The sequence below is a fragment of the Kiritimatiellia bacterium genome, from assembly GCA_025054615.1.
GTDB lineage: Bacteria > Verrucomicrobiota > Kiritimatiellia > CAIVKH01 > CAIVKH01 > JANWZO01.
Genome location: JANWZO010000006.1, coordinates 70946 through 94572 on the forward strand (window position 1 = coordinate 70946; position 23627 = coordinate 94572).

A 23627-nucleotide genomic window follows, 5' to 3' on the forward strand; every position below is an offset into this window, starting at 1 on the left:
GCCGGCGACTTGCGAACGGATGAAAGAGCAGGTATGAATTGTTGGTTGTCAGGAGGTCTAACATGCGTCGAGTTATGCTGGCAGCGGGATTGGTAAGCTTGGCGATCACCGGGGGCGGTTGTGCCGCCTTCCGGGCCAAGGTCTCTGATGTCGACCTGGACCGCAGCCCGCACATGCGCTCGGAGTTCGATTTCAGGGATCTTCGGACTATTTCCGCCGAGGTTGTCGACCGTTTCCTTACCTCCGATTTCCTCGCCAAACATGACGAGCCGCCCACCATCGCCATCCGCGGCCTAGAGAACCGCACCACGGACTATCTAGACACAAAAGCCATCACAGACACCATGCGGACGCGCCTGATCCAGTCCGGCCGCGTTCAATTCGTAAACGTCGAGCGGCGAGAGGATCTGGCAAAGGAGCAGGGTTATCAGGCGGCTAACGCGGCGCCGGGCACGGCCGTCGCAATCGGTCAGCAGGCGGCTGCACGCTATATGATGACGGGATCGATCATAGAAATGACCCAGCGGTCTCCTCGTCAGGTGCGCCTGAGCCAGCGGCGCGAGCGATTCTATCAACTGACTGTCGAAGTCACCGACCTGCAAACGGGCCTGATCGCTTGGACTACTCAATACGAATTTGCACGAGCCGAGCGACAGCCTCTAATTGGGTGGTAATGTGACGAGAACAGCCGCCTTCCGACTCGGGATCGGCGGGGTGGCTGTCGCTGCCGCGTTTTCCTTTTGCATCGGTTGTGCCACCCAGGCCCTTGAAAGGGCGCGCCGTGATTTTTACAGCGGCAATTTCGATGAGGCCGAGCGACGTCTGGAGCGCAGATTTCCGGACCAGGATCGCGTGCTCTACCTGATGGAGCGCGGGACCATCCGAATGTTTCAAGGCGAATACGCTCGCGCCGTACGCGACTTCATCGATGCCTATGACCGCCTCGTCGACCTGGAGACGTACAGTATTACTCGGGGGGGCGCCTCATTCGTAGTCAATGACACGGTTCAGGATTTCAGGGGGTTTCCGTATGAACGGACCCTCCTCCATGCCTTTGCGGCGAAATGCCATTTCGCCTTGGGGCAATGGGAGGAGGCCGCCGTTGAGGCTCGACGCCTGCTCCAGTCGCTCGATCCGGATGCACTCCGAGGTTATCCCGATGATGCCTACTCAAGATATGTGGCAGGGGCTGCCTTCGAACTTACTGGCGACCGATCAAATGCAAGGCTTCAATATCAGAAAGCCGCTGAGTTGGCGCCGGCGGCACGGATCGAACCGGACAGCGGACGGCCCGGCGGCGGGGCCGCTCCGCCAGGCGGTGTGGAACTCCTCGTCTTTGTGATGATGGGCCGAGCCCCGCGCTTCGAATCGGCGATCATGCCTGATATCCCGACCTATGCCGAGATTTTCGCAGGTTCCCAAAAGCTTGGCCGATCGTATCCGCTCACGGATACGGCAGAGCTCGCCGCGAAATCTTATGAAAAAGACGCTGCACGCCAGATTGCCAAGACAGCGGCTCGGATCGCTGCGAAAGAGGCGATTTCCCATCAGCTTTCGCGCGAAGATCCGCTGCTTGGTGACCTTGCCCGACTGATTTTGATCGGACTGCTGGAAAAGCCGGATACACGGCGCTGGGAAACCCTTCCCCGCTATCTGCAGGTTGCCCGCGTCTCCTGCCCGGCGGATTTGCGATCCTACACGGTAGAGTTCAAGACCGAGTCTGGGATTACCCTTTCGAAGCGTGAAATTTCATTCCCGCTCCAACGGAACGGCAGACTCATCGTCTCCTTTGTCCGAGATATCGAAGGATCTCCAGGGGGATAAATAAACAACAGGCCTCAACACCGCGTCCCCTGTTGATCCGCCCGAACCGAGATTGCGAATGGATCTCGAGTCGCTCGAAGACTTTCCGCTCAACCCTCGAAATCGCCGCGAGGGCATTCCCTCAACTGCGGAGCCTTCCTCTCGCGGCAATTTATAGAGGACGCCGGCGGCCCATTTTTATTACGGGACTCGCACTCGCACGCGGAAGAAGGCGTTTGTCGCAGGCAGATCGATCAGGTTGGTAATCGTCCCGGAGCCGAATTTATCCACCTGTCCGGCAACGTTCGACCACCAATGAGCGGGCAGGTTGTCTGTCCACTGCAGGGTGTACAGCCGCCCGGTTGAACTCGGGAAGAAGACCCAGGCGTTGGTTCCAACCGCTATTGACTGAACTGCAAAGGGCGCGTTTGATGCCATCGGGTTTGAATCGGTCACCCATTCCTCCCAATTCAGAATGCCGTCATTGTCGGCGTCTTGTAATTCGTTCGTCTGGCCGTTGGTAATGTTCTGCTGGGCCCAGATCTGGTATGGCGTGAGGGTCGGGGCGCTGTACTGCTCAATTTCAAGCACCGCAATGCTGTACGCATCCGAGAACCCTTTGCCGCCAGTCCCGTCAAGCTGGACCGAGCCGAGGAATGTGAAGTTGGTCGTCAGCGGTTCGAATTCCCACCGGTAGAGGTAATCGACGGAACCGCCGCGGCTGATGCCATACACGTGGCGTCGCGTCCGGCTGACGTCAAAGAACCATTCACCGGGATCTGAAGCGCTGTTGCCAACGGCGCCGAAATCGTAGACGCGCACGACGCCCGCGGTGTAGTTGCCCGCGGGTTGATACATCGGCACCACATAAAATCCGTTCGGTTGATTCGAATGGGCGCTCGGGATGATCGCGCCGTTGGAGATCGGGAAGATCCCGCGCGGATCGAGCTTGTTCGTGCCGCCGGGCGCGAAAAAGCCCAGTGTATCGCCGAATCCCCCCAGCGACCCATCGGGATTGATCATCCAGCGTCGCACCGAGGCGTTTGCGCCATGGCCCGGCGCAAGCAAGTAGGTCACCCCGCCATGAACCGCCACCGCCAGATATCCGGCCTGCCAGTTCTCACCCAGCATAAAGTTGGTGGTCATTCCCGATGCCGTGGCTGTAAATCCCTGCATCCGGAAGGTAATGGAATTCGTCGACCCCTCCGAACTTACATAGACACGGTGCACCGGACCATCTCGGAACGTTGCCACGGGCCGGCGGTTGAAGGCAGTCTGGTCAACAAATGTTGCCTGCCCTACCAGCGTGGTTGTGCTGATGCGATACTGTCGGACTATATCGTCCCCGATCGTGACGACGAAGAGATACTCGCCGTCATCCGACAGGGCGATTCCGCGAACGGTGTTCAGATTGGTCGCAAAATTCACCCACGTTACGCCCTCATCATCGCTGACGCGGACACGGCTGCTTGTTCCGGCCAAATCCGCAATAAAGATTCGCCTCGTGTATTGAGGTGGAGGCAAAACATTGATACTGGCGGTGGCCGGCCCGCTCGTCACGCAGCCGTCGCTAACCCGGAACTGGAAGCTATCCGTTCCCGTATAATTCGTGGGGGCGGTATAGACAAATGAGCCCGTATTTGTATCGAAACTGTTGATCGTCCCGTAGGACGGCGATGAGGCCAATATGAATTTCAGACCCCCGCTGTCCGGATCATACGCGGTCAACTGAAGGCCGGTGGCTACGCCCGCAACGGCGGTGAAGGAGAGATTGCTGACCGCCGGTGCAATGTTATCTTCGCAACCCGCATATGCCTGGCACAAGTAATTGGAATTCTGACTTTCGATCGTCAGCCACCAGCACATGTTGGTGCCGCGGCAGTTCGGACAGGTGCTTTCGATGCGCATCACCCATGGGCCATGCGCCGGCGAGCCATCGAACATGGAGAAACAACATTGATACGGCTTGTAAGGCGTGACGATATAAGGCGGCCAGTTACTAGCAAACATCTGCACCGGCGCTTCGTCGTCCCACGTCGTAGGAATCACGCCCGCATGGCATTCGTTTGTCCCATAATTGATGCCTGTGCCCACGGTTTCGACGTGGAGGGTCGCCATGCTAGGGCTACGCAGAAAGAGATCAATTTGGGCGATATTCCAGTGGGTCACGCGCGCGTGCATATTGACATCCCGCACGACATGGCCCGGCAGATTCACGAAATTGGTCGACAATGTTACGCCAACATTCGGCCAGCTTCCCGTCCTGATATCGACCGGCGTGTCGACCGCATAAAAGACGTTCGTCACCGGCGGCTCCAAATATCCCACTGTTCGCCAGAAGGAGTATTCGTATGACTTGCCGTTCGCCGTGTAGGTGAGCTTGAATTCGATTGGAGTGCCGCACGCAACGCCGTTGCCCACCTTGTAGCGGAAGGGGGAGATATTGGTCGACATCGCAAAGGGCGCCGTATTCGGGAAATCATTGGAGGGCGTCAGAATCATCACGCCCGGCGTCGGCGTGCTTAATACCGCCGTCACACCGGTCAATGTGGTGTTGAGGGCGTTTTTCAGAACAAAGTACTCCTGCCAGGTCTCGCCGGGATCGAGAAAGACGTTGGTGTTGCCCACCTCGATGACCGCGGTATTCGTGTGAATCGCCACTTCGCGGCGGACGAACATGATCGAGGTGCGGTCCGGCACACGTGAGAACTGCTGATTGTTGGAAATGAATTCGGTCGACATCCATCCGCGTTCATTTTCAACGTAGACCATCGCGTACTTTCCGGCGCCCTGGCCACCCTGCTCGGTGTTATTTTGCGCCAGGTCCAACAAATTGATGCGGATATCACCCGTCTTCTCGGACAGAAGCGCCTGGAAGGTGAAGCGGGCGCTGAACACCGCCGATTTGATATTCGTATAGGAGACGACGAACCAACGATCCGGGGCCGTTCCGATCACTCCATATCGCACAGACCCGCCCGGCGCTGATGGGTCATGATCGCGCGAGTACACCGCGATCACAGCATTCTGATACGTGGGGTCCGGCGGATACCCACCTGCCGTTTTATCCATTCGATTGCTGATGAATCCCAGCACACCGTTGGCGCCAATGAAAATCTGCGTATACGTCACCCCATAAAATTCAAACGGGAACGGTAAGGGGACGGCTTTGAAATCCTCATCGCCCAGCACGATCGGTGTATGGCCGGTGGGCGAAACCCATGAAAACGGGATACCCGTGATGAGACGGTAGTTATGATCCACCTGAATCTTTCGGGTGCGCGTTCGCCGTTCGCCGTTAGCGCTCCATGCATCGAACTGAATCTCATGCACCCCTATGTTCGAAAACACATAGCTGGTATGAAAAGTGTAGCTGGTATGGCTACCGGCTAAAATCCAGCGATTGCTGACGGTCCACTTCGAAATATTCGTGATGGTCACAGCCAGCGGCGGGTCACCGGCCGTAAAACGATAAGACTGGTAAAAGACCTGCGAATAGGGGTAGACTACAAAATTGGGCAGCGGTCCCGGAGCGTTGGTCAGCGCATTCGGCAAATTCGCACGGCCTTCCGAGAGACAGGCATCCTCCAGCTCCTCGAGAAAATCGACATTGGTCAGCAAGCGGCGATAGAGATTGGTGTAATGCTCGCCGGGAAAATGGGCTTTCATCAGCGCGAGGATGCCGGCGACCATTGGCGTGGCCATCGAGGTGCCGCTCAAGCTATCATAGTTTACCGAGCGCGTCGTATTCGACATCGCTCGCGTCATGGTTGTCGGCATCGTGCTCCAGATGGCCGCTCCCGGCGCCCCAATGTCAACCGTATCAAATCCGAAATTTGAAAAAGGCGCGCCCCTATCTTCTCGTGTCGTGGCCATCACCGAAAGAACATTGTCGACAAGATAGCCCGACGGATAGTTGGTGACCTCCTGCGTGTCCACATTATCGTTGCCTGCCGCGGCAACAAACATCACGCCATTGCTCGCGGTCCATTTAATCGTATTGAGCAGAGCGGAGCTGTATTCGGGACCACCCCAGCTATTGTTGAGAATCGTCGCCCCATTGGAGACGGCGTAGAGAATGCCCGCGATCGCGTCGGACACGAATCCGACGCCGTTGCTGTTCAAAAACTTGATGCCCATCAGCTTTACCTGCCACGCCACGCCGACAACACCGGTGTTGTTGTTCCCGACGGCCCCGATGGTGCCCGCCACATGGGTGCCGTGAAAATGGTCGTCCATGGGATTCCCGTTCGTGACGATGCAATTGATGCCGTAAATGTCGTCCACATACCCGTTGTTGTCGTCGTCCAGTCCATTCACCGACTCCAGCGGGTTGGACCACATGTTCGCGCGCAAGTCGGGATGGTTGTAATCAATCCCGGTATCGATCACGGCCACGATGATGTTCGATGCGCTGTTTCGGATGGCCCAGCCCTCGGGCGCGTCGATGTCCGCGTCCTCTACGCCGTTGCTCTGGCCCGTGTTGTGCATGCCCCACAAGGCGCCGGATAGATATAGCGGGTCATTGGGGTGGAGACTCGAAATCCGCACCTGGTAATCGGGCTCAACATACTCGTACAAACCGCTCGCGCGAAGTCTCTCGATGGCGGAGGTGACGGACTGGCCCTTCCCAAGCTGTATGATTTGCAGGCCGCCAACCTCGCCAACTTCCTTGCGCACCGTACCAACTGACCGAACCGCCTGCGAAAGTTTCAGGCGATTAGTCTTCAACACGGATTCTTTCGGTTTCGCGATGATACGGTCGGCCCGGATAACAGAGCCTTCGAGCATGACAGTCGGAGGATCGCTAGCGAATACGGAGATCGCACCAGTGGCGATAACAATGCAGAGCCGATTGAAGGAGCGTAAATAATACATAAGATTTTTTTACCTTATATGTTAATCTTTTACACAACCCTATCGCTGTTGCCTCCGTCCGGCCACCGCTATTGGTAAGTCAACAGGTCGCGGTTTGACAGAGATACAACCCCTTGTAGATCATGCACATTACAATGATCTCGCAATCATCGGATCCGAGCGACAATTTCGGAAGTATACTATTTGAAGAGACTTACTCTTCTTCGAATTCAACCTGCGGCTCTGCATTAATGAGCGGTTCCGCCCTAAAATCCGGTCGGCGGATCTTCCCTCCGGACTCGGCAATCCAAACTCCGGCCATAGTTGACGCAGCGCAAAACAGGAGCGATACGACCGCTGCCAGCACCACCCACTTTTCCCGACGCAGCGCAAGGATGAGTCCTAGCGTCGAAATTCCAGCCGATGCATAGAGGATTTTGGACCAGCGATGGGCGCGCTGCTCGTGGATTTCGAGGAATTCGCCTGCCCCAGGGTCCAGCCATCCGGCCACCGCACCTCTTTCATATCGCTCATAGGCCGCCTCGCCGGTGGCCATGACGAAAGGGGTGGTCCACCCCGCAAAGGCCGCGATCGCAAGGCCTGACACGATCGTGGGTCGGGACCTCGTCAGCAACCCGATGATCAGCGGGAATATGGCAAACAGGGCCCCTAGGAACGGCAGGTGGTTCAGCGCCAAATGAAGATGTTCCGGCGTTGTATTCACGGATCGAATATTCTCAGAACATGTTCGCAGCTAACAACTAAAAATTGATTCGGCGCATCAAAAAGCGGGGCAAACGACGGATCACCCACATCACGAGGCCCCACGGCCGCGGTGTGTAGACCACGGGCTGCCCCCGTTCAATCGCCCGCAACACATCCCGAGCCACCGATTCCGGCTCTCCCGCGAAGGGCGGCGGCTTGAGACCGGCGGTCATCGCCGTTTTTACAAAGCCCGGTTTGATACAAACCACGACCAAACCATTCCGCCTCTCCGCATGATCCAGTGCCTCCAAATAATAGGATAGACCGGCCTTCGTTGCCCCATAGAGGATGACTGGCTTTCGTCCCCGATCCCCTGCGACGGAGCTGAACACGCAAAGGGTCCCGCCCCCCTGTTTTTTGAGCCGACTCCTCGCCTCTTCGCAGAACAGGATGGTGTTGGTGAAATTGACCGAAAGCATTTCGGATAGTTTCTCGCGATTCTGCTCCAACCGGTCCTGCGTATCGAAAATTCCCGCTGTAACGACCACGGCATCGACGCGACCCAGAACCGACCACGCCTGATCGAGAGCCAGTCCAAAGGTTGCCGGTTCCCGGAGGTCGCAAATTTCGAAACCCACCGGAGCGCGGCCATATCGCGCCTCCAGGTCACTTGCGCAGCGTTCGAGGGATTCTCGATTTCTGCCCAAAAGAAATAGCGAATGCCCGCGCGCGGCCATTAGTCGGGCGAGCGCCTGACCCATACCCTGCGTCGCTCCCAAAATCATCGCATTCATGGTCGATCTCCAAACAGGCGGACGGACTGAGCGCTCCGCAGGCGCCCCTCCGGGTCCAGAGCGCGGCGAACAGCCAGCCAACGCTCGAGCCGGGGCTCCATATCCCGAAATTCCTCGGCCGTCGTAAATAGATCTTTCGTCAAATAAATTCGACCGCCCAGTTCAATCACCTTTCGATTCAGCGTGCGAACCAGCTCGCCGGTTCCGCGCCGAATCGGAATATCGAGTGCGATCGAAATCCCCGGCTTCGGAAATGACAACACACCCTTCCCTTCAGCTCCGCAATCCTTGATCACGCTTAAAAACGAACTGCCCCCTAGTCCGGTCATCGTTTCAAAAAAGGTGCGCACTCCCTTCCCGCCATCGTCCACCGGAAGAACGCATTGATACTGGGTGAATCCTTCCGGACCATAGGCGCGGTTCCACTCGAGGATCGAGTCGAGCGGATAAAAAAATTTGATCGGGTCTGTGAGCCGAGACCTCTCGAGGGGCACATGAGTTTGATAGATGAATTCGTTCATCGCCCGCACTGCCGCTGGCGACAGCAGGGATGATGGCAGGTCGACGGGAAACGTGATCTTCCCCCGCTGCCGGAGACGGCGACCCCGCGCTTCGTCAGGCTCGGCCCATCTCCCGCAAATCAAAATTCCCCGACCCATGGAGCGACCCCGGGCCAGACAATCCACCCATCCCACGGTAAACGGCCATCGGCGAGCCGCATCTCGCAATCCCTCGAGAAATCCATCGAGGGAGGGAATGCGGCGGGATTCACACCAGATCCATGCGGTAGGAACACGAACCAGGGGGAATTCGACTTCCAGAATATGGCCCGTCAGGCCCATGCCCCCCACGGTCGCCCAGAAAATTTCGGATTCCCGATCAGGCCCGCATTCGATCACGCGCCCGTCTGGCAGCCGCATTCGCAACGATAAAACGTGCGATCCGAACGTGCCCGCCACATGGTGATTTTTGCCATGCACATCCGACGCCACCATCCCCCCCAACGTCACATACTGCGTTCCCGGCGACACCGGAACGAACCAACCCTCCCGGAGGAACAAGTCATTCAGGGCCTTCAGACTCAAACCGGCTTCGGCGCGGAGTCGGCCGGTCCGTCGGTCGAACGACAAAATGCGGTCTGCCGGAGCCGTGCCAACAACCAAGTCCTGTTCTGAGGCCGGCACCGCCGAATCCCCGTAACTGCGGCCCAGCCCTCGCATGAGGCGCGCGTGGGGCGAAACTTTTTCCAAATCGGCCGACTCGAGCCAGCGGCCCATCCTACCCACTCGTCCCCAGCCGCATAGAAAAGCGGGTCGGCCCAACTCTATCGCTGGCGGCAAACGTTCAGACACGCTGAAACTATTGGCGCCCCTCCATCCCGACTCAAGCGGTGTTTTGATTCAACGAATTGAAGCGGCAACATGCGAATGTAAAGCGGCCGCAAGGCACCTCCTAACTATCCGGCGGCGCGTCAGGGTTCATTCGTGCATGGTATCGTTCGCTCCCGCGGTGGATCCGCTCGCATCCGGTGTGTACAATGGATGTCATGGGATGTGTACCCGGATCGGAAAGAGCGCGGTGGTGGCTCGCCTTAGTGGCCTTCTCGGTGGCGATGGGGGCTTTGGAAGGGATCGTGGTGGTCTATCTGCGCGAGCTGTATTACCCGGACGGTTTCTCATTTCCCCTGCGCGCCATGCCGGAACGGATCTACGCTATCGAGATTCTGCGCGAGGCGTGTACCCTGGTCATGCTGGCCGGTGTTGCTGCCCTGGCGGCCCGCGGCTTCCTCCGTCAATTCGCCGTCTTCTTGTGGACGTTTGCGATGTGGGATGTGGTCTACTACGTGTTGCTCAAATGGGCCCTAGACTGGCCAGAGTCGCTGTTCACCTGGGACATCCTCTTTCTCATACCGATTCCCTGGGTCGGACCCGTTGCGGCGCCGCTTCTATACTGCATCGCCATGAGTGCAGTCGGCGCGGGAGCGTGGCGGCTGGCCGACATCGGCCTTCCCCTGCGGCTCCGCGAAATCCTCCTGATGGCGGTCAGTGCTTGTCTGGTTTTGTACGCATTCATGGAAGAGCCTTTTCGCGTCATCGCGACAGCTATTTCCGGTGAACCGGATCGCTCGAGGCATGCGGCGCTTGCGGCGGCAGCTTTCCAATCGTATATCCCCCAACGCTTTCTGTGGCCGGTATTTCTGGCCGGATGGGCGTCGGGGCTCGCGGCAGCCGCCTCCATGCTCGCGCGCTCAAAAGGTACAAGTTGGATCCGCTGCGAGATAGTCGCCTGTAAGGGCGTAGGCGCGAGCGCGCGAGCCGCCACCGCAGATCGCCAATTCCGAGCACTCTGCGCATCGACCTTTGATCCGCGCGAAATCGCGCAGTTCGCGGAATACGGGGTCGTAGCGATAGACCTCCGCCAATTTTTGCTGGCGGACATTTCCGCGTTCCAGCGGCAAGAAGCCGCTGGGACAAATATTGCCGATGTGGTCCACGAAACAGAATCCGCACCCCGCATTGACCGGCTGGCCGGACATCATCAATCGCGGGCGAACACCGGGCGGCAAATCGCGACTGCGCCTTACCGCATAACAGCGAAAATGTTGAGCCTCGGTGACCTTTACGATGAATGGCGCTGTCAACGAAAGGTCGTAGAGTTTGCGGAACAATTCGCGCATTTGATCGGCCGTGCAACCCTCCAGTTCCGCGCCGCGACCGGTGGGCACAAGGAAAAAGACCTCCCAAAAAACAATCTCGAGCCTGCGCATCAGCTCGGCCAGCGCATCAAATTCATCGAAGTTCCACGCGCCAAACACGGTATTGATCTGCAACGGAATGCCGGCCTCATGTGCCCACATAACCCCCTGCATTGCTTTTGCGAACGTGCCCTCGACCTTGCGAAATGCGTCGTGCCGCTCGGCCGTGGACGCATCGATGCTGATCGCAACCTGATCTAAACCCGCCCTGCGCAGCGAGAACATGCGTTCGCGGGTCAGGCGTGGCGTCGCCGCCGGTATCGCGGCCGGTCTGAGGCCGATCTGTTTGGCATGGCGGATCAGTTCTTCGAGGTCATCTCGCTGCAACGGGTCGCCGCCGGTAAATACGACCAACGGCGTACCCATGTCCCGGACCTGGTCAAGCAACGCTCGCCCTTCATCCAAGGTCAGCTCGCGGGGATCGCGCCGATTTTCGGCCGAAGCCCGACAGTGGCGGCAGGCCAGTTCGCAGGCCCGGGTGACTTCCCAAATCACCAACAGCGGGGCCCGGTCAAAATCGACGTCAAATTTCACGGGGGACAGGTTCAAATTTGATTCGCAGCCGACGGTACCGGCACGCCGGCGAGGGCACCTTCGCAACAGGCCGCTCCAGAATTCGGGCGATCGTCCATCGGGACAAAACCGCTCGGCACGATTCTTTCAATTCCCACATCGCCTGGTGCCAGCCGCACATTAGGGGCACGCGCTCAGGAGGAACCTCCGCGCAGTAGTTGCCGCGCACAGCGCCCTGGCAGGCTTCGACGACGTCCAGCAACGTGATGTCGCTCGGCGCACGGGCCAGTTCAAAACCGCCGGATGCGCCGCGGTGGGCGCGAATGATGCCCGCCAGCGCAAGTTGCCGAAATACTTTGGCCAGATAACTGGGCGATTCCTCGAGCCGCTCGGCAACCTCCTGCGGGTTAACCCGATGCCCTTCGGGCTGTTGCGCCATATACAACACGCTTTGCAGGCCCAGCTCGGTGGTTTTGGTCATCAGCATGCGATTTAGCCTAAATGGCAAAATTTGGATATTCAAGATCATATTTATACATTTTTTGCTTGCAACGCGAGCTCAGAGATGCCTAGTGTCGCGGTGTCATGGCGGCGCACTCGCCACAAACGTCCCCACCATCCGTCGTCTCGACGGCGCTCGGCGCGTGCTGCGCACACTGCGGATCGCCCTGCTCCGACGACCGCTATCGCTGCGATGACCTGCTGTTCTGCTGCGCCGGATGTCGCTCCGTCTACCAGATCCTGCAATCCAGCGGGCTCGGCCGATTCTACGCGCTCGAGCATCAACCGGGGATCAGGATCGGTGAGACGCCGCCGCCGGATCGGTTCGCCTTTCTCGATGCAGGAACGCTCCGCGAACAGCTCGCTGATTACGCCGACGAACGCGTCACGCGCGTGACGCTTCGCATTCCAGCTATTCATTGCCTCGCCTGCGTGTGGCTGCTCGAGAACCTGTTTCGACTCGAGCCGGCCATCGGCGCCTCGCGAGTGAATTTCCCGCGCAAAGAGCTGACGTTGTCCTTCGATCACACCCGACTGCCCTTCAGCCGCATGGCGCACCTGCTGGCGTCGCTGGGGTATGAGCCGGACATCAATCTCGGCGCGCTGAGGGAACGAGAGGCCCGCGGCGCCACGCTGCAGCGCAATCTCTGGCTCCGGATTGGCGTGGCGGGCTTTGCGTTTGGAAACATCATGCTGCTGAGTTTTCCCTCGTATCTGGGCCTCAAAGAGGGAGAATCTTTCCGGCCCTTTTTCGGCTGGTTGAGTTTTGGCCTTGCGCTGCCGGTGCTGCTGTTTAGCGCCTCTGAGTTCTGGCGCGGCGCATGGCGCGGTCTGCGCCATCGCATGTTGACGATCGATTTCCCGCTCGCGCTCGGATTGGCCGCGCTCTTTTTGCAAAGCGCTTACGATGTCGCCACCGGCGCCACCGAGGGCTACTTTGATTCCTTCGCGGGGCTCGTGTTCTTTCTGCTGTGCGGCCGATGGTTCCAACAGCGAAGCTACGACTGGCTCTCGTTCGACCGCGATTATAAATCGTATTTCCCGCTCTCCGTCCTACGCGTCGAAAACGGCGCCGCGCGCCCGATCCCGCTGACCGACTTGCGCGTCGGGGATCGCATCCGGGTGCGCAACGGCGAGATCGTGCCGGCGGACGCCCGCCTCGTTCAGGGAATCGCCCGGCTCGACTATTCATTCGTGACCGGTGAATCAGAGCCGGTCGCGCGCGCGCCGGGAGACTTGGTCTACGCCGGCGCGCGCCAGGTTGGCGGCGCGATCGAGTTGGAGACGGTCAAGGAAACTTCAAGAAGCTATCTCGCCTCCCTATGGGATCACGAGGCGTTCCGAAAGACTCGGGATACTTCGCTGCACAACATGACCAACCGCGCCGGGCGCATCTTCACAGTCGCGGTGCTGTTGTTCGCTGCCGCCGCCGGCTTGTGGTGGTGGGTCCATGACCGCGCGAGTGCGCCGCGGGTCTTCGCCTCGATTCTCGTCGTCGCCTGTCCTTGCGCGCTGGCCTTGTCCGCGCCTTTTGCGCTGGGCGCCGCGCTGCGCCTGTTGGCGCGCCATCGAGTGTTTGTGAAAAACACGGACACGATCGAAAATTTGGCGAGGGCGAACACGGTAGTGCTCGATAAAACCGGAACGCTGACTCACGCGCGGCCCCTCGCGCGCTTCATCGGCGCATCGCTCTCTCCCAAGGAACAGCTCGCCGCCCGCTCGGTGGCCGCCTACTCCACACATCCAATCAGCCGCGCGATTGCGGCGGATCTGATGGAGCTCTCGTCGGTGGATGACTTCTCGGAAGTCGAAGGCCGCGGCATTCGCGGCTGCGCGCTCGGCCTCAACATCGTGATCGGGTCCGCCGACTGGCTGGTGGAAAATGACATCCCGCCCTCCGATCTGATCCCGACTGGCGCGGCGGGCCTCGCCGTCAACGGCGTGTACCGCGGATATTTTGCGATCGAAGCCGCGCCGCGGACCGATATTCCGGCACTCGCTCGTTCGCTCGCGCGCAGATTCCGTCTAATGCTGCTCAGCGGCGATCGGGATACGGAACGGCTGAAATTCGCCGAGTGGCTTGGCGATGCGGCCGAGCTGCGTTTCCACCAAACGCCGACCGACAAGTTGGAAGCCATTCGCGAACAGCAGGCGCGCGGCGCGCGCGTCGTTATGGTTGGCGACGGATTGAACGACGCCGGCGCGCTTAAGCAGGCGGATGTCGGCATCGCCGTCACGGAACGCGCCTCTACGTTTTCGCCGGCAAGCGATGTGATTCTGGAGGCCGTAAATATCGGGCGACTTCCTGATTTGTTCACGTTTGCGCGTCGGGCCGTCGGTGTCGTGTACGCGAGTTTCGTAATTTCGATTGCCTACAACATCGCGGGCCTGTCGTTCGCTGCATCCGGCCGGCTGACGCCGATGATTTCCGCCATCTTGATGCCGATGAGCTCTTTCTCTGTCATTTCGATCGCGCTGTTGGGCACCCGTTGGGTGGCGGCGAGATCGGGTTGGGGTGCGGTTCGGGAGGAACGAAGATGAGCGTGCTGTTTGTGCTGATGATGGCGAGTCTGGGCGTCGCGATCGTTTTTCTGCTGGCCTTTTTGTGGTCGGTTCGAGCCGGCCAGTTCGACGACACCGGCACGCCGCCGATGCGTGTGCTCGGTGAAGAAGACTCGATCCCATCGCAATCCACGAGGAGAGAGCAGCCATGAATATGGAAACCATCCGCTATGACAACCGCCTCGTGCGGGCCTTCGCCTTTGCGACGGTGTTCTGGGGCATCGTCGGCATGCTCGCGGGGGTCATTATTGCGCTTCAGATTTTTATTCCGGAGGCCAACCTCGGCTTGCCGTGGACGACCTTCGGGCGGCTTCGTCCCCTGCACACCAATGCAGTGATTTTTGCCTTTGTCGGCAACGGCATTTTCACCGGCGTCTATTATTCGCTGCAGCGTCTATGCAAGACGCGCATGTTCAGCGATACACTGGGATGGATCCACTTCTGGGGGTGGCAACTGATTATCGTCGCCGCGGCGATCACGCTGCCGCTGGGGTACACGACCGGAAAGGAATATGCCGAGCTTGAGTGGCCGATCGATATCGCGATTACACTGGTGTGGGTCGTCTTCGCAATCAACTTGTTCGGCACGCTCGCAAAGCGGCGCGAAAGGCACATGTACGTCGCGATCTGGTTTTATATCTCCACCGTCGTCACGGTGGCCGTACTGCACATTTTTAATTCGTTCGAGCTGCCCCTCTCCTGGCTCAAGAGCTATTCGATCTACGCCGGCGTACAGGACGCGCTCATCCAATGGTGGTACGGCCATAACGCGGTGGCCTTTTTCCTGACTACGCCCTATTTGGGCCTCATGTACTATTTCATCCCGAAGGCGTCCGGCCGCCCGGTCTTTTCCTACCGGCTCTCGATCATCCACTTCTGGGCGCTGATTTTCATCTACATCTGGGCCGGCCCGCATCATCTGCTCTATTCCGCGACGCCCGACTGGGCGCAATCGCTCGGCATGGTCTTTTCCGTCATGCTCGTCGCGCCGTCGTGGGGCGGCACGCTGAATGGGCTATTGACGCTCCGCGGCGCGTGGGACAAGGTGCGCCAGGATCCGGTGCTCAAGTTCCTCGTCGTGGCCGTCACCGCCTACGGTATGGCGACGATCGAGGGCCCAATCCTGTCCGTCAAAAGCGTCAACGCCCTCTCGCATTTTACGGATTGGACGATCGCCCACGCACATAACGGCGCGCTCGGGTGGAACGGGTTCCTCACCTTCGGCATGCTCTACTGGCTGATTCCCCGGCTTTACAACACATCGCTCTGGTCCAACAAACTCGCCACATGGCACTTCTGGATCGGGCTGATCGGCATGATGTTTTACCTGATCCCAATCTACTGGACAGGTGTCACGCAGGGGCTCATGTGGAAGCAGTTCACGCCGGACGGCTTTCTGCAGTACCCGAATTTCCTCGAAACCCTGCTACAACTCATCCCGATGTACATCCTGCGCGCAATCGGCGGGTCGCTTTATCTATTTGGCGCCATCTTGATGGCCTACAATCTCTACCGCACTGCGAAACAAGGCCAATTTGCGCCGGACGTCGAGGTTCAGGTGCCCGCCGAAATGGCGCCCGTTCTCAAAGAAGACGACGCGCATCCGTACCGGCACCGATGGTTGGAGCGGAAACCGTTCTGGTTCACCGTGCTTGCGCTCATCGCGATTCTGATCGGCGGCATCGTCGAGGCTGTCCCGACGTTCGTCATCCGCTCAAATATTCCGACCATTTCTTCCGTTCGCCCCTATACCCCGCTCGAGCTGCATGGCCGCGACATCTACATTCGCGAAGGCTGCGTCAACTGCCACTCGCAGCTCGTCCGCCCGTTCCGCTCTGAAACCGAGCGCTATGGCGAATATTCCAAATCCGGAGAATACGTCTACGACCATCCGTTCCTGTGGGGCTCGAAACGAACCGGACCGGACCTGCACCGGATCGGCAAGAAATATCCGAACGCGTGGCACGCCCGGCATATGGAAGACCCACGCTCCACCTCGCCCGGTTCCGTGATGCCGCCCTATCCATGGCTGCTGAAGAACAAGCTCGATACCCGCTCTACCGCAGCAAAGATTAAACTCATGCGGAAGCTCGGCGTCCCCTACCCGCCCGGCTACGAATACCAGGCGATGGCTGACCTGAAAAAGCAGGCCCAGGAGATCTCCGAAGACCTCAAACGAAACATGGTGCCGGTCGAACCGGACCGCGAAATCATCGCGCTCATCGCCTACCTGCAGCGCCTCGGCACCGACATCCAGGCCGAGCGTGAAGCGGAGAAAAAACATCTCGCCGGAGCCTCGCTATGATCCGAAATGTGTTGGAGCACATCCCGGGAATTGGCGCGTTTCCGGCCATTTCACTCGTCATTTTTGTCCTCATCTTCGCGGGATTGCTTTGCTGGGTGTTCTCAATGAGCCGACGACAGGTCGAGCACGCCAGCCGCTTGCCTCTCGAAGATGGCTCGCCGTCTGAAGGAGATCGCCGCCATGAAACGTGATTATGAAGAGAAGCCGATGGCCGGCCACGAGGTGGACGGCATCAACGAGCTCGATAATCAACTACCGCGCTGGTGGGTTTGGCTGTTCAACCTGACGATCATATTTTCAGTCATCTACGTGCTCTACTTCGACGTCTTCAAAATCGGCGATTCACAGGCCGCGCAGTATGAAAAAGAGGTGGCGCGCGCCCGGAAACAGCAGGCCGCGCCAGCCCCCGCGCTCGCCGCTGTCGCCGCCTCACTCGACGAGCCATCCGCCGACCCGCAAATCCTCGCCAAGGGCAAGGGCATTTATGTCGCCAATTGCGCCGTCTGCCATGCGCCCGACGGCGGCGGCCTCATCGGCCCCAACCTCTGCGATGATTACTTCATCCACGGCCCGACCTTCGCCGATTCGGTACACATCATCCGGGAAGGCGTCCCCGCCAAGGGCATGATTCCGTGGAAAAACACGTTGCGCCCGGCCGACATCCACGCCGTGGCCAGCTACATTTTCAGCCTACGCGGCACCGCGCCCGCGAACCCGAAAGCGCCGGAAGGTGTGAAGGCGGAGGGATAAGGCAGCCGTCCGCCGGAGCAAATTTTTACAGAATCTGTAAATTCCATACGATGGAAGCCACAAAAAAATTTTTTACAGACCATGGAAATTTTCGCTCCGACGCGGGAACCATCGTTCTTCCACCCGCATCCAAAGTCCGATGAGCAGCGCGATTCCGGCCGTCGACTACGGAGATTTCCGCAACCAAATCCCGACCGCGGACCGCTTGGGCCGCCGCATTTGGATCTACCCGCGCAAGCCCGCCGGGCGCTTTTACCGCTGGCGCACCTGGGTTTCGTGGCTGCTGCTCGGCATATTTGCGGCGGGCCCTTTCATCCGCATCGATGGCGTCCCTCTGCTGTTGTTTGACATCCCGGAGCGAAAATTTGCGCTGTTTGGCCAGATTTTCTGGCCGCAGGACCTCTACATTTTCGCGCTACTGCTATTGACGATCTTTGTAATGATTGTGCTGTTCACCGCCGTCTTCGGACGGATCTGGTGTGGATGGGCCTGCCCGCAGACGATTTTCATGGAAATGGTCTTCCGCAAAATCGAACACGCCATCGAAGGGGACGGGCCGCGACAGCGCGCGTTTGACGCCTCGCCATGGACACCCCAAAAAATTGCGAAGAAAACGTTGAAGCACGGGATTTTCCTTCTCGTCTCGTGGGTCGCCGCCAATTGGCTGTCCACCTACTTCGTCGGTCTGGATGATTGGTGGGCCTTCATTTCGGGCACTCCCTTCCAGCAGCCCGGCGCGCTGATCGCCCTGATCCTGTTCACGCTGCTCTTTTACGGAATTTTCGCGCGTTTTCGTGAACAGGCCTGCACGTTCATCTGCCCTTACGGACGTTTGCAATCGGTATTGCTCGACAACGACTCGCTAATCGTCGCCTACGATCACCGCCGCGGAGAGGCGCGGGGACGCTTCAGCAAAGGACAAACGCGCGAGCAGCGCCGCGAGGCCGGCATTGGCGACTGCATCGATTGCGGGCTTTGCGTGGATGTTTGCCCCACCGGCATCGACATCCGCAACGGATTGCAGATGGAGTGCGTGCACTGCACCGCGTGTATCGATGCGTGCGACAGCGTAATGGATCGGCTCCGCTTCCCTCGCGGGCTGATCCGTTACGCCTCGCAGCGAAATATTGCCGAGGGCCGCCCGTTCCGTCCGAATGCGCGAATGGCGCTCTACACGATTCTCTTGCTCGCGCTGACGGGTGTGCTCGCGGGAATTCTAATCACGCGCGACAATGTCGAGACCCAAATCCTGCGCGCGCCCGGCTCGATGTTTCAGGAAATGCCCGGCGGCGAGATCGGGAACCTATTTTTGGTCAAGGTCGTCAACAAGACGCCGCGCGAAATACCAGTCGATTTGCGCATCGAGTCGCCGCCCGACGCGAGATTGACGTTGGCCGGTGGTGCGCTCGTTGCGCCGCGCGAGGGTCTCGCGCAGTCCGCCGCGGTCATCTCCGCGCCGCGCGGGCGGTTCATCGACGGGAATCTACCGATCGAAATCGGCGTGTATGAAAACGGCGAGCGCGTCCGCGTGCGAAAAACCAACCTCGTTGGCCCTGCGACGCCATGAACGCGCCGCGCAATCCATGGCCGTGGGGCATCGGACTGTTCCTCGCCGCGTTTTTTGTGTCCATGATTATCTTCGTCGTCTGGTCCCTGGGCCACCGGCAGGATTTAGTGGCGGAAAACTACTACGAGCGCGACCTGACCCATCAGGAGACCATCGACAGCCTAGCCCGAGCTCAGGAACTCGGTTACCCCACACTGGTCCGCTTGCAAGACGGCAGCTTCGAGGTTCGGATCCAACCAGGCGCAAGCAACCCGGTGTTGACGCTCTATCGTCCCTCTGATGCGAGGCTTGACATCACCAACCGGCTCGAGGTTGACGAACTGGGTCAAGGCCGCTGGGATCCACCACGTCTGGAGCCGGGCCGCTGGCGAGCGATTCTCGAATGGGAGGCGGAAGGCCTTCGATACCGGAGTGAGATGGATTTCGCGCAATGAACGCATACTGGATGAGCGCGCTTGTTCTGGGAGTGGCCGGCAGCCTTCACTGCGCGGGTATGTGCGGTCCGCTCGCGCTGGCGCTTCCACGGGCGGACGGGTTGAGCCGGCGTAAACTTGTCTTCGGGCGGCTGCTGTACAATGTCGGACGAGCCATGACCTATGCGGCCCTAGGGGCCGTTTTCGGTGGAATCGGCCATTCATTGAACCTGGCAGGACTGCAGCGGGCTGTTTCCATCCTGTGCGGGGTGCTTCTCCTGCTCTATGCATCAGGCGCCCTCCTGCCTGCTGTCCCACGTGGGCTTTCCGTCTGGATCACCCGAGCGATGACCCCTCTGCAACAGATCATGGTGAGTCGCCTGCGGAGCGGATCTTTGGGCAATTTGTTTGTCATCGGCATGATCAATGGCCTTCTTCCCTGCGGGCTTGTATACATCGCTCTGGCGGGGGCGGTCGCAACCGGTACCTCCTGGCATGGCGCCCTCTTCATGTTTTTGTTTGGACTTGGGACGGCTCCCCTGATCTTTGCTCTCGGCCTGGCCGGACCCTCGCTGCATGCCCGGCTCAGAGGGCGCTTTCGCGCTGTGCTCCCTGCGACCATAGCCCTTCTCGGCGTTTGGTTCGTGCTCCGGGGATCCAATTTGGGAATTCCGCTGCTCAGCCCTGGGCAAGCTCCGAACCATAGCTCACCCTCATGTTGCAGCGGCCATCTGGTAAGGTAGGTCTGACGAACCCGAGTAGAGATCCCGCTCCGAAGAACGCCAGATGCGGCGTGCCCAATCGCGGAGAGGCGACAGATCACGGGGAATAAAACGTTCTCCTCTTAGACGGTCAGACCGCTAAGGTCTGAGTTCAGAGCGCCTTCCGGGTCCTCGATGCGATAAGCGGCGACGAGCTCCGGCCACTCGATTAGAAATAAATCAGACCGGAAACGGAGAATCTCGCTTTACCACGTTCGTTTACAGAATCATCCGGCAACGTCTCCACAGGGAACCCAACGTCAACGCGGATCGGCGTCGTCTTGGGTCCGAGGAGAAAACCAAATCCCCATCCTGAAACCGGTCCCTCTCCACCAAGCTCCCAAGAATTTATGGAGACGTCACCCCATTCATAGAACAAGGCCAGGGCGAGCCACTCCCGCAGCCTCCAACGCCCTTCCATTGCCGACCACATCATGCTGCCCGCACCGAGATTGACATCGTTTTCATAAATAGCGCCCACACTTCGATACGCAAAGGCCCTCAGCGTGTCGGTCCCTCCAAGATACAGTCGAATGGGCAGCGGCAGCTTCTCGGTCTCCACACCCCCATCGGACGTGGCCCACCCCAGACGGGACTCCAGATCGATCCCTTTCGGCAACGGAATCACTAGAGTCAAGCGTGTATCGAAATAGATCCACGAAAGATCGGAGGCCACGGCGTCCGAAGCGATCTTCAGGGTGGTTAACGAGTCGTAGTAGAATGGCGAGGCATAGCGATCCAATAGAAGATCCGAATAAAGGTTTGCCTCCATTCGGATCGGCAACAACGTTGCATCCATCGGAATGTTCTGAAGAAGTTCAGCCGCATTGGTGGACGTCGCGTAGGATTCATACATCAAAATTTCAGGCCCCGCCGACAGACGGCCGCGATCAACAAGGGGATAGGCCATCGCCGAGGACGCATTCAAGGTATCGATACCGAAACTATCGGTATATTTGTCGTTTTTTTCATAAAAGACACCCCCCTCGGCATCCCAGGTATTCATCAAAACTTGAGGGTAGGTCAGAGTAGATTCCGCGCGGAACCACCCCGATCCCACGGCGCCGCCCACGTTGGCATAAATCCGTTGCCCCCTCCATGGCGGTCCAAACGCAAAATTGCGTTCCCTCAACTCCGCGAACAGCGACGCGCCCATATCCGTGTTGTACTGAATGCCCACAGACGCGCTGCCCGACGGTTTCTCCTCTACCTGCACAAACACATCGAACAGCGACGGGGACTCCGTTTTGCGCCACTCCACCAACATGGACTCAAAAATTCCGCTCTCTTCCAGGTTGCGTGTCCCCCGGACAATGCCCCTGCGACTGAATCGATCCCCCTCATTGATCGGAAACGCCCGGCGAACCGCCGAGCGATAAACCCGCCGCGTACCAGAGATCTCGAAGCCTCGAAGTCGAGCGGGCGACGCCATGTCGATTTCCAAATCCACATTTCCGGTCCGCGTCCGAGAATCAAATGTGATCGATCGGCGGACTTCCGCAAAGGGATATCCCTGATCGTAACAGTACAACTGTGCGGTCGCGTGCAGACGCTCGATCAAACTGCGGCTTAGAACCTCACCCGATCTCCATTTCGCACGTTCTAGAATTTCCCTTCGATCGCGCAACGGCACCCCGCTGATCGAGGCATGCCCCGCCGCGTAAACGGGTCCCTCTTCGATCTGCCAGACAATACGGTAGCCCCGTTTGCCGGGGAGATAGTCGACGCGCGGCTCTCTCACGACCGCATCCCAGTGACCTCTCTCCTGATAAAGCGCAACCAGCCGTTTCTGGTCCTCACCCAATTCGCCGCGCCGCAAAATGCTCGAACGGCTGAAATCGAATACCCCTCCATAATCCCTCAACTTCACCGCCCGCCGGAGCGTGGAACCGTCAACCGCCCGCGCACCCAAGAAAACCATTTCCAGAATTCGTCCGCGTTGACCAGGTTCCGTGTCGAAAACAATATCAATCCAGCCTGGCTCCGGACTCGACAGGGCCTTCCATCGGACTCTCGCGTCCGGATAAAAGTTTTCTTCCAGTTTGATCCGAAGCCGGTCGGCAACGGCCTGAACTTCGGAGGGCTCGAACGCCTTGCCCTGCAAGGGCTCTACCAGTTGCCTCGCTGATTTTTTCCGAAGCGGCCACACCCCGCTGACCGAGACGTCCCTGATGCGATATGCCGGCGGCACTCCGGATGCGGCTTCATCGCCACGCGATGACGCGCAAAACCCCATCAGAATCACCGCGGCGAATAATGCAGCCATCACCTTCCCACACATCATCAACCCTCTCGCTCGGAACTTCGAAGTGGAGGGACTTCCCTCTCCGCGCCCAACTCCACTCAAAATGCGAAGAGCGCCAGCGGAGCGAATCCGCTGGCGCTCCCGCATCCGCAATCTCTCTAGAATTTCACTTCGGCCGCTAGTCGCGCCAAAACGCTGTTCTCCGAATTTACGGCAATCCCCGCACTGACGTACAAACCATCCTCCGCGAAGGTCTTCGCATCCAGCGCGTGCGCCACATTTACACCGACTGCGCTTTCGCCCTCATACAACGCGACGCCAGCCGTCACCGTCGTGTCTCCCGTCTTCAACGACTGAATCGGACTCACAATCGCAGCCGCGGAAGCCACTCCGGCATAGGCGCGCGCCTGCGTCTTTTCCAGCCTTCGGCCCAGCTCGGCAATGTCGGCCGTGTTCTTTTCCACCTTCTTCTCCAGGTCGCTGACTCGCCGATTCACGCGGTCGATCCGCGCATTCAGGCGCGACTCCGTCCGTCTCAACTGCCGCACATTCACGGCATCGGTACCATTCCGTCCGTCGTCCACATTCGTCACTCGCCGCTCCATTCCAGGGGCACCCACGCTGACCGTGTTCGGCTCGGTCGCCACGCTATTGGCGCCGAGCGCCACGCTGTTGTCTGCAAGCGCCGCGCTGTCTTCGCCCACAGCCACGCTGTTATTGCCGAACGCCAGCGCGTTATCTCCCAACGCCGTCGTCCGCTGTCCAACCGCCAGCGCGTTATTCCCGACGGCAACTGAGGACGCGGCCACAGCGCCGGCGCCGATCGCACTAAGCGAGCTAAACCCATTCGACAGCAATTCTGCAGAGTCCTAAAGCTTCATTGCCGAACCCAACCGCTGTACTGAAATCGCCAACATCTGAGTTACTACCGCCAAACGATGAGATCCCCTCGCCGCGCGCGAGATTATCATTTCCCACCGCCAACAATTTTCTAACCGATGGCAACATTAGGCTTACCTAAAGAGTATTTCCAACCCCGCCCGGGTCGTGTTGTCCCATCGCCTAGAAACCGGAAAACAGCTGAGAAATCGCTGCA

Annotated in this window: 16 protein-coding genes and 1 pseudogene; 9 read left to right on the forward strand and 8 right to left on the reverse strand. The window is 59.0% G+C overall.

The features are described 5' to 3' along the window. The first annotated feature begins 62 nt into the window (after window positions 1–62). Window positions 63–674 (forward strand): penicillin-binding protein activator LpoB, encoded by a 612-nt coding sequence (locus tag NZ740_04315; GenBank protein ID MCS6771231.1) that lies wholly within the window; start codon window positions 63–65, stop codon window positions 672–674. A gap of 1 nt (window position 675) precedes the next feature. Continuing rightward, window positions 676–1824 carry a hypothetical protein gene (locus tag NZ740_04320; protein ID MCS6771232.1) on the forward strand — a complete coding sequence of 383 codons (1149 nt, stop codon included), beginning with the start codon at window positions 676–678 and terminating at the stop codon, window positions 1822–1824. A 180-nt stretch (window positions 1825–2004) separates the two neighbouring features. On the opposite strand, the gene NZ740_04325 is transcribed toward NZ740_04320, so the two are convergent. From NZ740_04325 to NZ740_04350, 6 genes are all read right to left on the reverse strand, one after another. After that, window positions 2005–6681, reverse strand: coding sequence for a S8 family serine peptidase (locus tag NZ740_04325; GenBank protein MCS6771233.1), 4677 nt, complete (start codon window positions 6679–6681; stop codon window positions 2005–2007). 193 nt (window positions 6682–6874) lie between these two features. Continuing rightward, window positions 6875–7384 carry a hypothetical protein gene (locus tag NZ740_04330; protein MCS6771234.1) on the reverse strand — a complete coding sequence of 170 codons (510 nt, stop codon included), beginning with the start codon at window positions 7382–7384 and terminating at the stop codon, window positions 6875–6877. 37 nt (window positions 7385–7421) lie between these two features. Next, on the reverse strand, window positions 7422–8159 hold the full coding sequence (locus NZ740_04335; protein MCS6771235.1) for an SDR family NAD(P)-dependent oxidoreductase: 738 nt from the start codon (window positions 8157–8159) through the stop codon (window positions 7422–7424). Next, window positions 8156–9436, reverse strand: coding sequence for an FAD-binding oxidoreductase (locus tag NZ740_04340; GenBank protein ID MCS6771236.1), 1281 nt, complete (start codon window positions 9434–9436; stop codon window positions 8156–8158). The genes NZ740_04335 and NZ740_04340 overlap by 4 nt, the downstream gene beginning before the upstream one ends. Window positions 9437–10407: 971 nt before the next feature. Beyond that, a complete protein-coding gene (locus tag NZ740_04345; GenBank protein ID MCS6771237.1) occupies window positions 10408–11409 on the reverse strand; it encodes a radical SAM protein in 1002 nt (333 codons plus the stop codon). A 28-nt stretch (window positions 11410–11437) separates the two neighbouring features. Then, window positions 11438–11914 carry an Rrf2 family transcriptional regulator gene (locus NZ740_04350; protein ID MCS6771238.1) on the reverse strand — a complete coding sequence of 159 codons (477 nt, stop codon included), beginning with the start codon at window positions 11912–11914 and terminating at the stop codon, window positions 11438–11440. 98 nt (window positions 11915–12012) lie between these two features. On the opposite strand from NZ740_04350, the gene NZ740_04355 reads away from it, so the two are divergent. From NZ740_04355 to NZ740_04385, 7 genes are all read left to right on the forward strand, one after another. Continuing rightward, on the forward strand, window positions 12013–14469 hold the full coding sequence (locus NZ740_04355; protein MCS6771239.1) for a heavy metal translocating P-type ATPase metal-binding domain-containing protein: 2457 nt from the start codon (window positions 12013–12015) through the stop codon (window positions 14467–14469). Beyond that, entirely contained in the window at window positions 14466–14642 is a 177-nt protein-coding gene (gene ccoS, locus NZ740_04360) for a cbb3-type cytochrome oxidase assembly protein CcoS (GenBank protein MCS6771240.1), read from the forward strand. Before NZ740_04355 ends, ccoS begins: the two co-directional genes overlap by 4 nt. Further along, window positions 14639–16795, forward strand: a complete 2157-nt coding sequence (gene ccoN / locus NZ740_04365; GenBank protein MCS6771241.1) for a cytochrome-c oxidase, cbb3-type subunit I — start codon at window positions 14639–14641, stop codon at window positions 16793–16795. The genes ccoS and ccoN overlap by 4 nt, the downstream gene beginning before the upstream one ends. 150 nt (window positions 16796–16945) lie before the next feature. Continuing rightward, entirely contained in the window at window positions 16946–17545 is a 600-nt protein-coding gene (locus NZ740_04370; protein MCS6771242.1) for a c-type cytochrome, read from the forward strand. A gap of 139 nt (window positions 17546–17684) precedes the next feature. Beyond that, window positions 17685–19112: a cytochrome c oxidase accessory protein CcoG gene (gene ccoG / locus NZ740_04375; protein MCS6771243.1), complete on the forward strand. Its 1428-nt coding sequence runs from the start codon at window positions 17685–17687 to the stop codon at window positions 19110–19112. Further along, complete coding sequence (locus NZ740_04380; GenBank protein ID MCS6771244.1) at window positions 19109–19546, forward strand: FixH family protein; 438 nt, start codon at window positions 19109–19111, stop codon at window positions 19544–19546. Before ccoG ends, NZ740_04380 begins: the two co-directional genes overlap by 4 nt. An 11-nt stretch (window positions 19547–19557) precedes the next feature. Next, a complete protein-coding gene (locus NZ740_04385) occupies window positions 19558–20268 on the forward strand; it encodes a sulfite exporter TauE/SafE family protein (protein MCS6771245.1) in 711 nt (236 codons plus the stop codon). A gap of 187 nt (window positions 20269–20455) precedes the next feature. Here the strand turns inward: NZ740_04385 and NZ740_04390 are convergent, their stop codons facing one another. Beyond that, window positions 20456–22570, reverse strand: a complete 2115-nt coding sequence (locus tag NZ740_04390; protein ID MCS6771246.1) for a BamA/TamA family outer membrane protein — start codon at window positions 22568–22570, stop codon at window positions 20456–20458. A 485-nt stretch (window positions 22571–23055) separates the two neighbouring features. Beyond that, window positions 23056–23370 (reverse strand): annotated as a pseudogene (locus NZ740_04395) (hypothetical protein). Window positions 23371–23627 lie beyond the last annotated feature (257 nt).

Coding starts and splice junctions, on each gene's coding strand:
- NZ740_04390 (MCS6771246.1), bottom strand. CDS start 22,570: ATGATGTGTGGGAAGGTGATGGCTGCATTATTCGCCGCGGTGATTCTG.
- NZ740_04355 (MCS6771239.1), top strand. CDS start 12,013: ATGGCGGCGCACTCGCCACAAACGTCCCCACCATCCGTCGTCTCGACG.
- NZ740_04325 (MCS6771233.1), bottom strand. CDS start 6,681: ATGTATTATTTACGCTCCTTCAATCGGCTCTGCATTGTTATCGCCACT.
- NZ740_04335 (MCS6771235.1), bottom strand. CDS start 8,159: ATGAATGCGATGATTTTGGGAGCGACGCAGGGTATGGGTCAGGCGCTC.
- ccoS (MCS6771240.1), top strand. CDS start 14,466: ATGAGCGTGCTGTTTGTGCTGATGATGGCGAGTCTGGGCGTCGCGATC.
- ccoG (MCS6771243.1), top strand. CDS start 17,685: ATGAGCAGCGCGATTCCGGCCGTCGACTACGGAGATTTCCGCAACCAA.
- NZ740_04340 (MCS6771236.1), bottom strand. CDS start 9,436: ATGGGCCGCTGGCTCGAGTCGGCCGATTTGGAAAAAGTTTCGCCCCAC.
- NZ740_04380 (MCS6771244.1), top strand. CDS start 19,109: ATGAACGCGCCGCGCAATCCATGGCCGTGGGGCATCGGACTGTTCCTC.
- NZ740_04385 (MCS6771245.1), top strand. CDS start 19,558: ATGAGCGCGCTTGTTCTGGGAGTGGCCGGCAGCCTTCACTGCGCGGGT.
- ccoN (MCS6771241.1), top strand. CDS start 14,639: ATGAATATGGAAACCATCCGCTATGACAACCGCCTCGTGCGGGCCTTC.
- NZ740_04350 (MCS6771238.1), bottom strand. CDS start 11,914: ATGCTGATGACCAAAACCACCGAGCTGGGCCTGCAAAGCGTGTTGTAT.
- NZ740_04315 (MCS6771231.1), top strand. CDS start 63: ATGCGTCGAGTTATGCTGGCAGCGGGATTGGTAAGCTTGGCGATCACC.
- NZ740_04370 (MCS6771242.1), top strand. CDS start 16,946: ATGGCTCGCCGTCTGAAGGAGATCGCCGCCATGAAACGTGATTATGAA.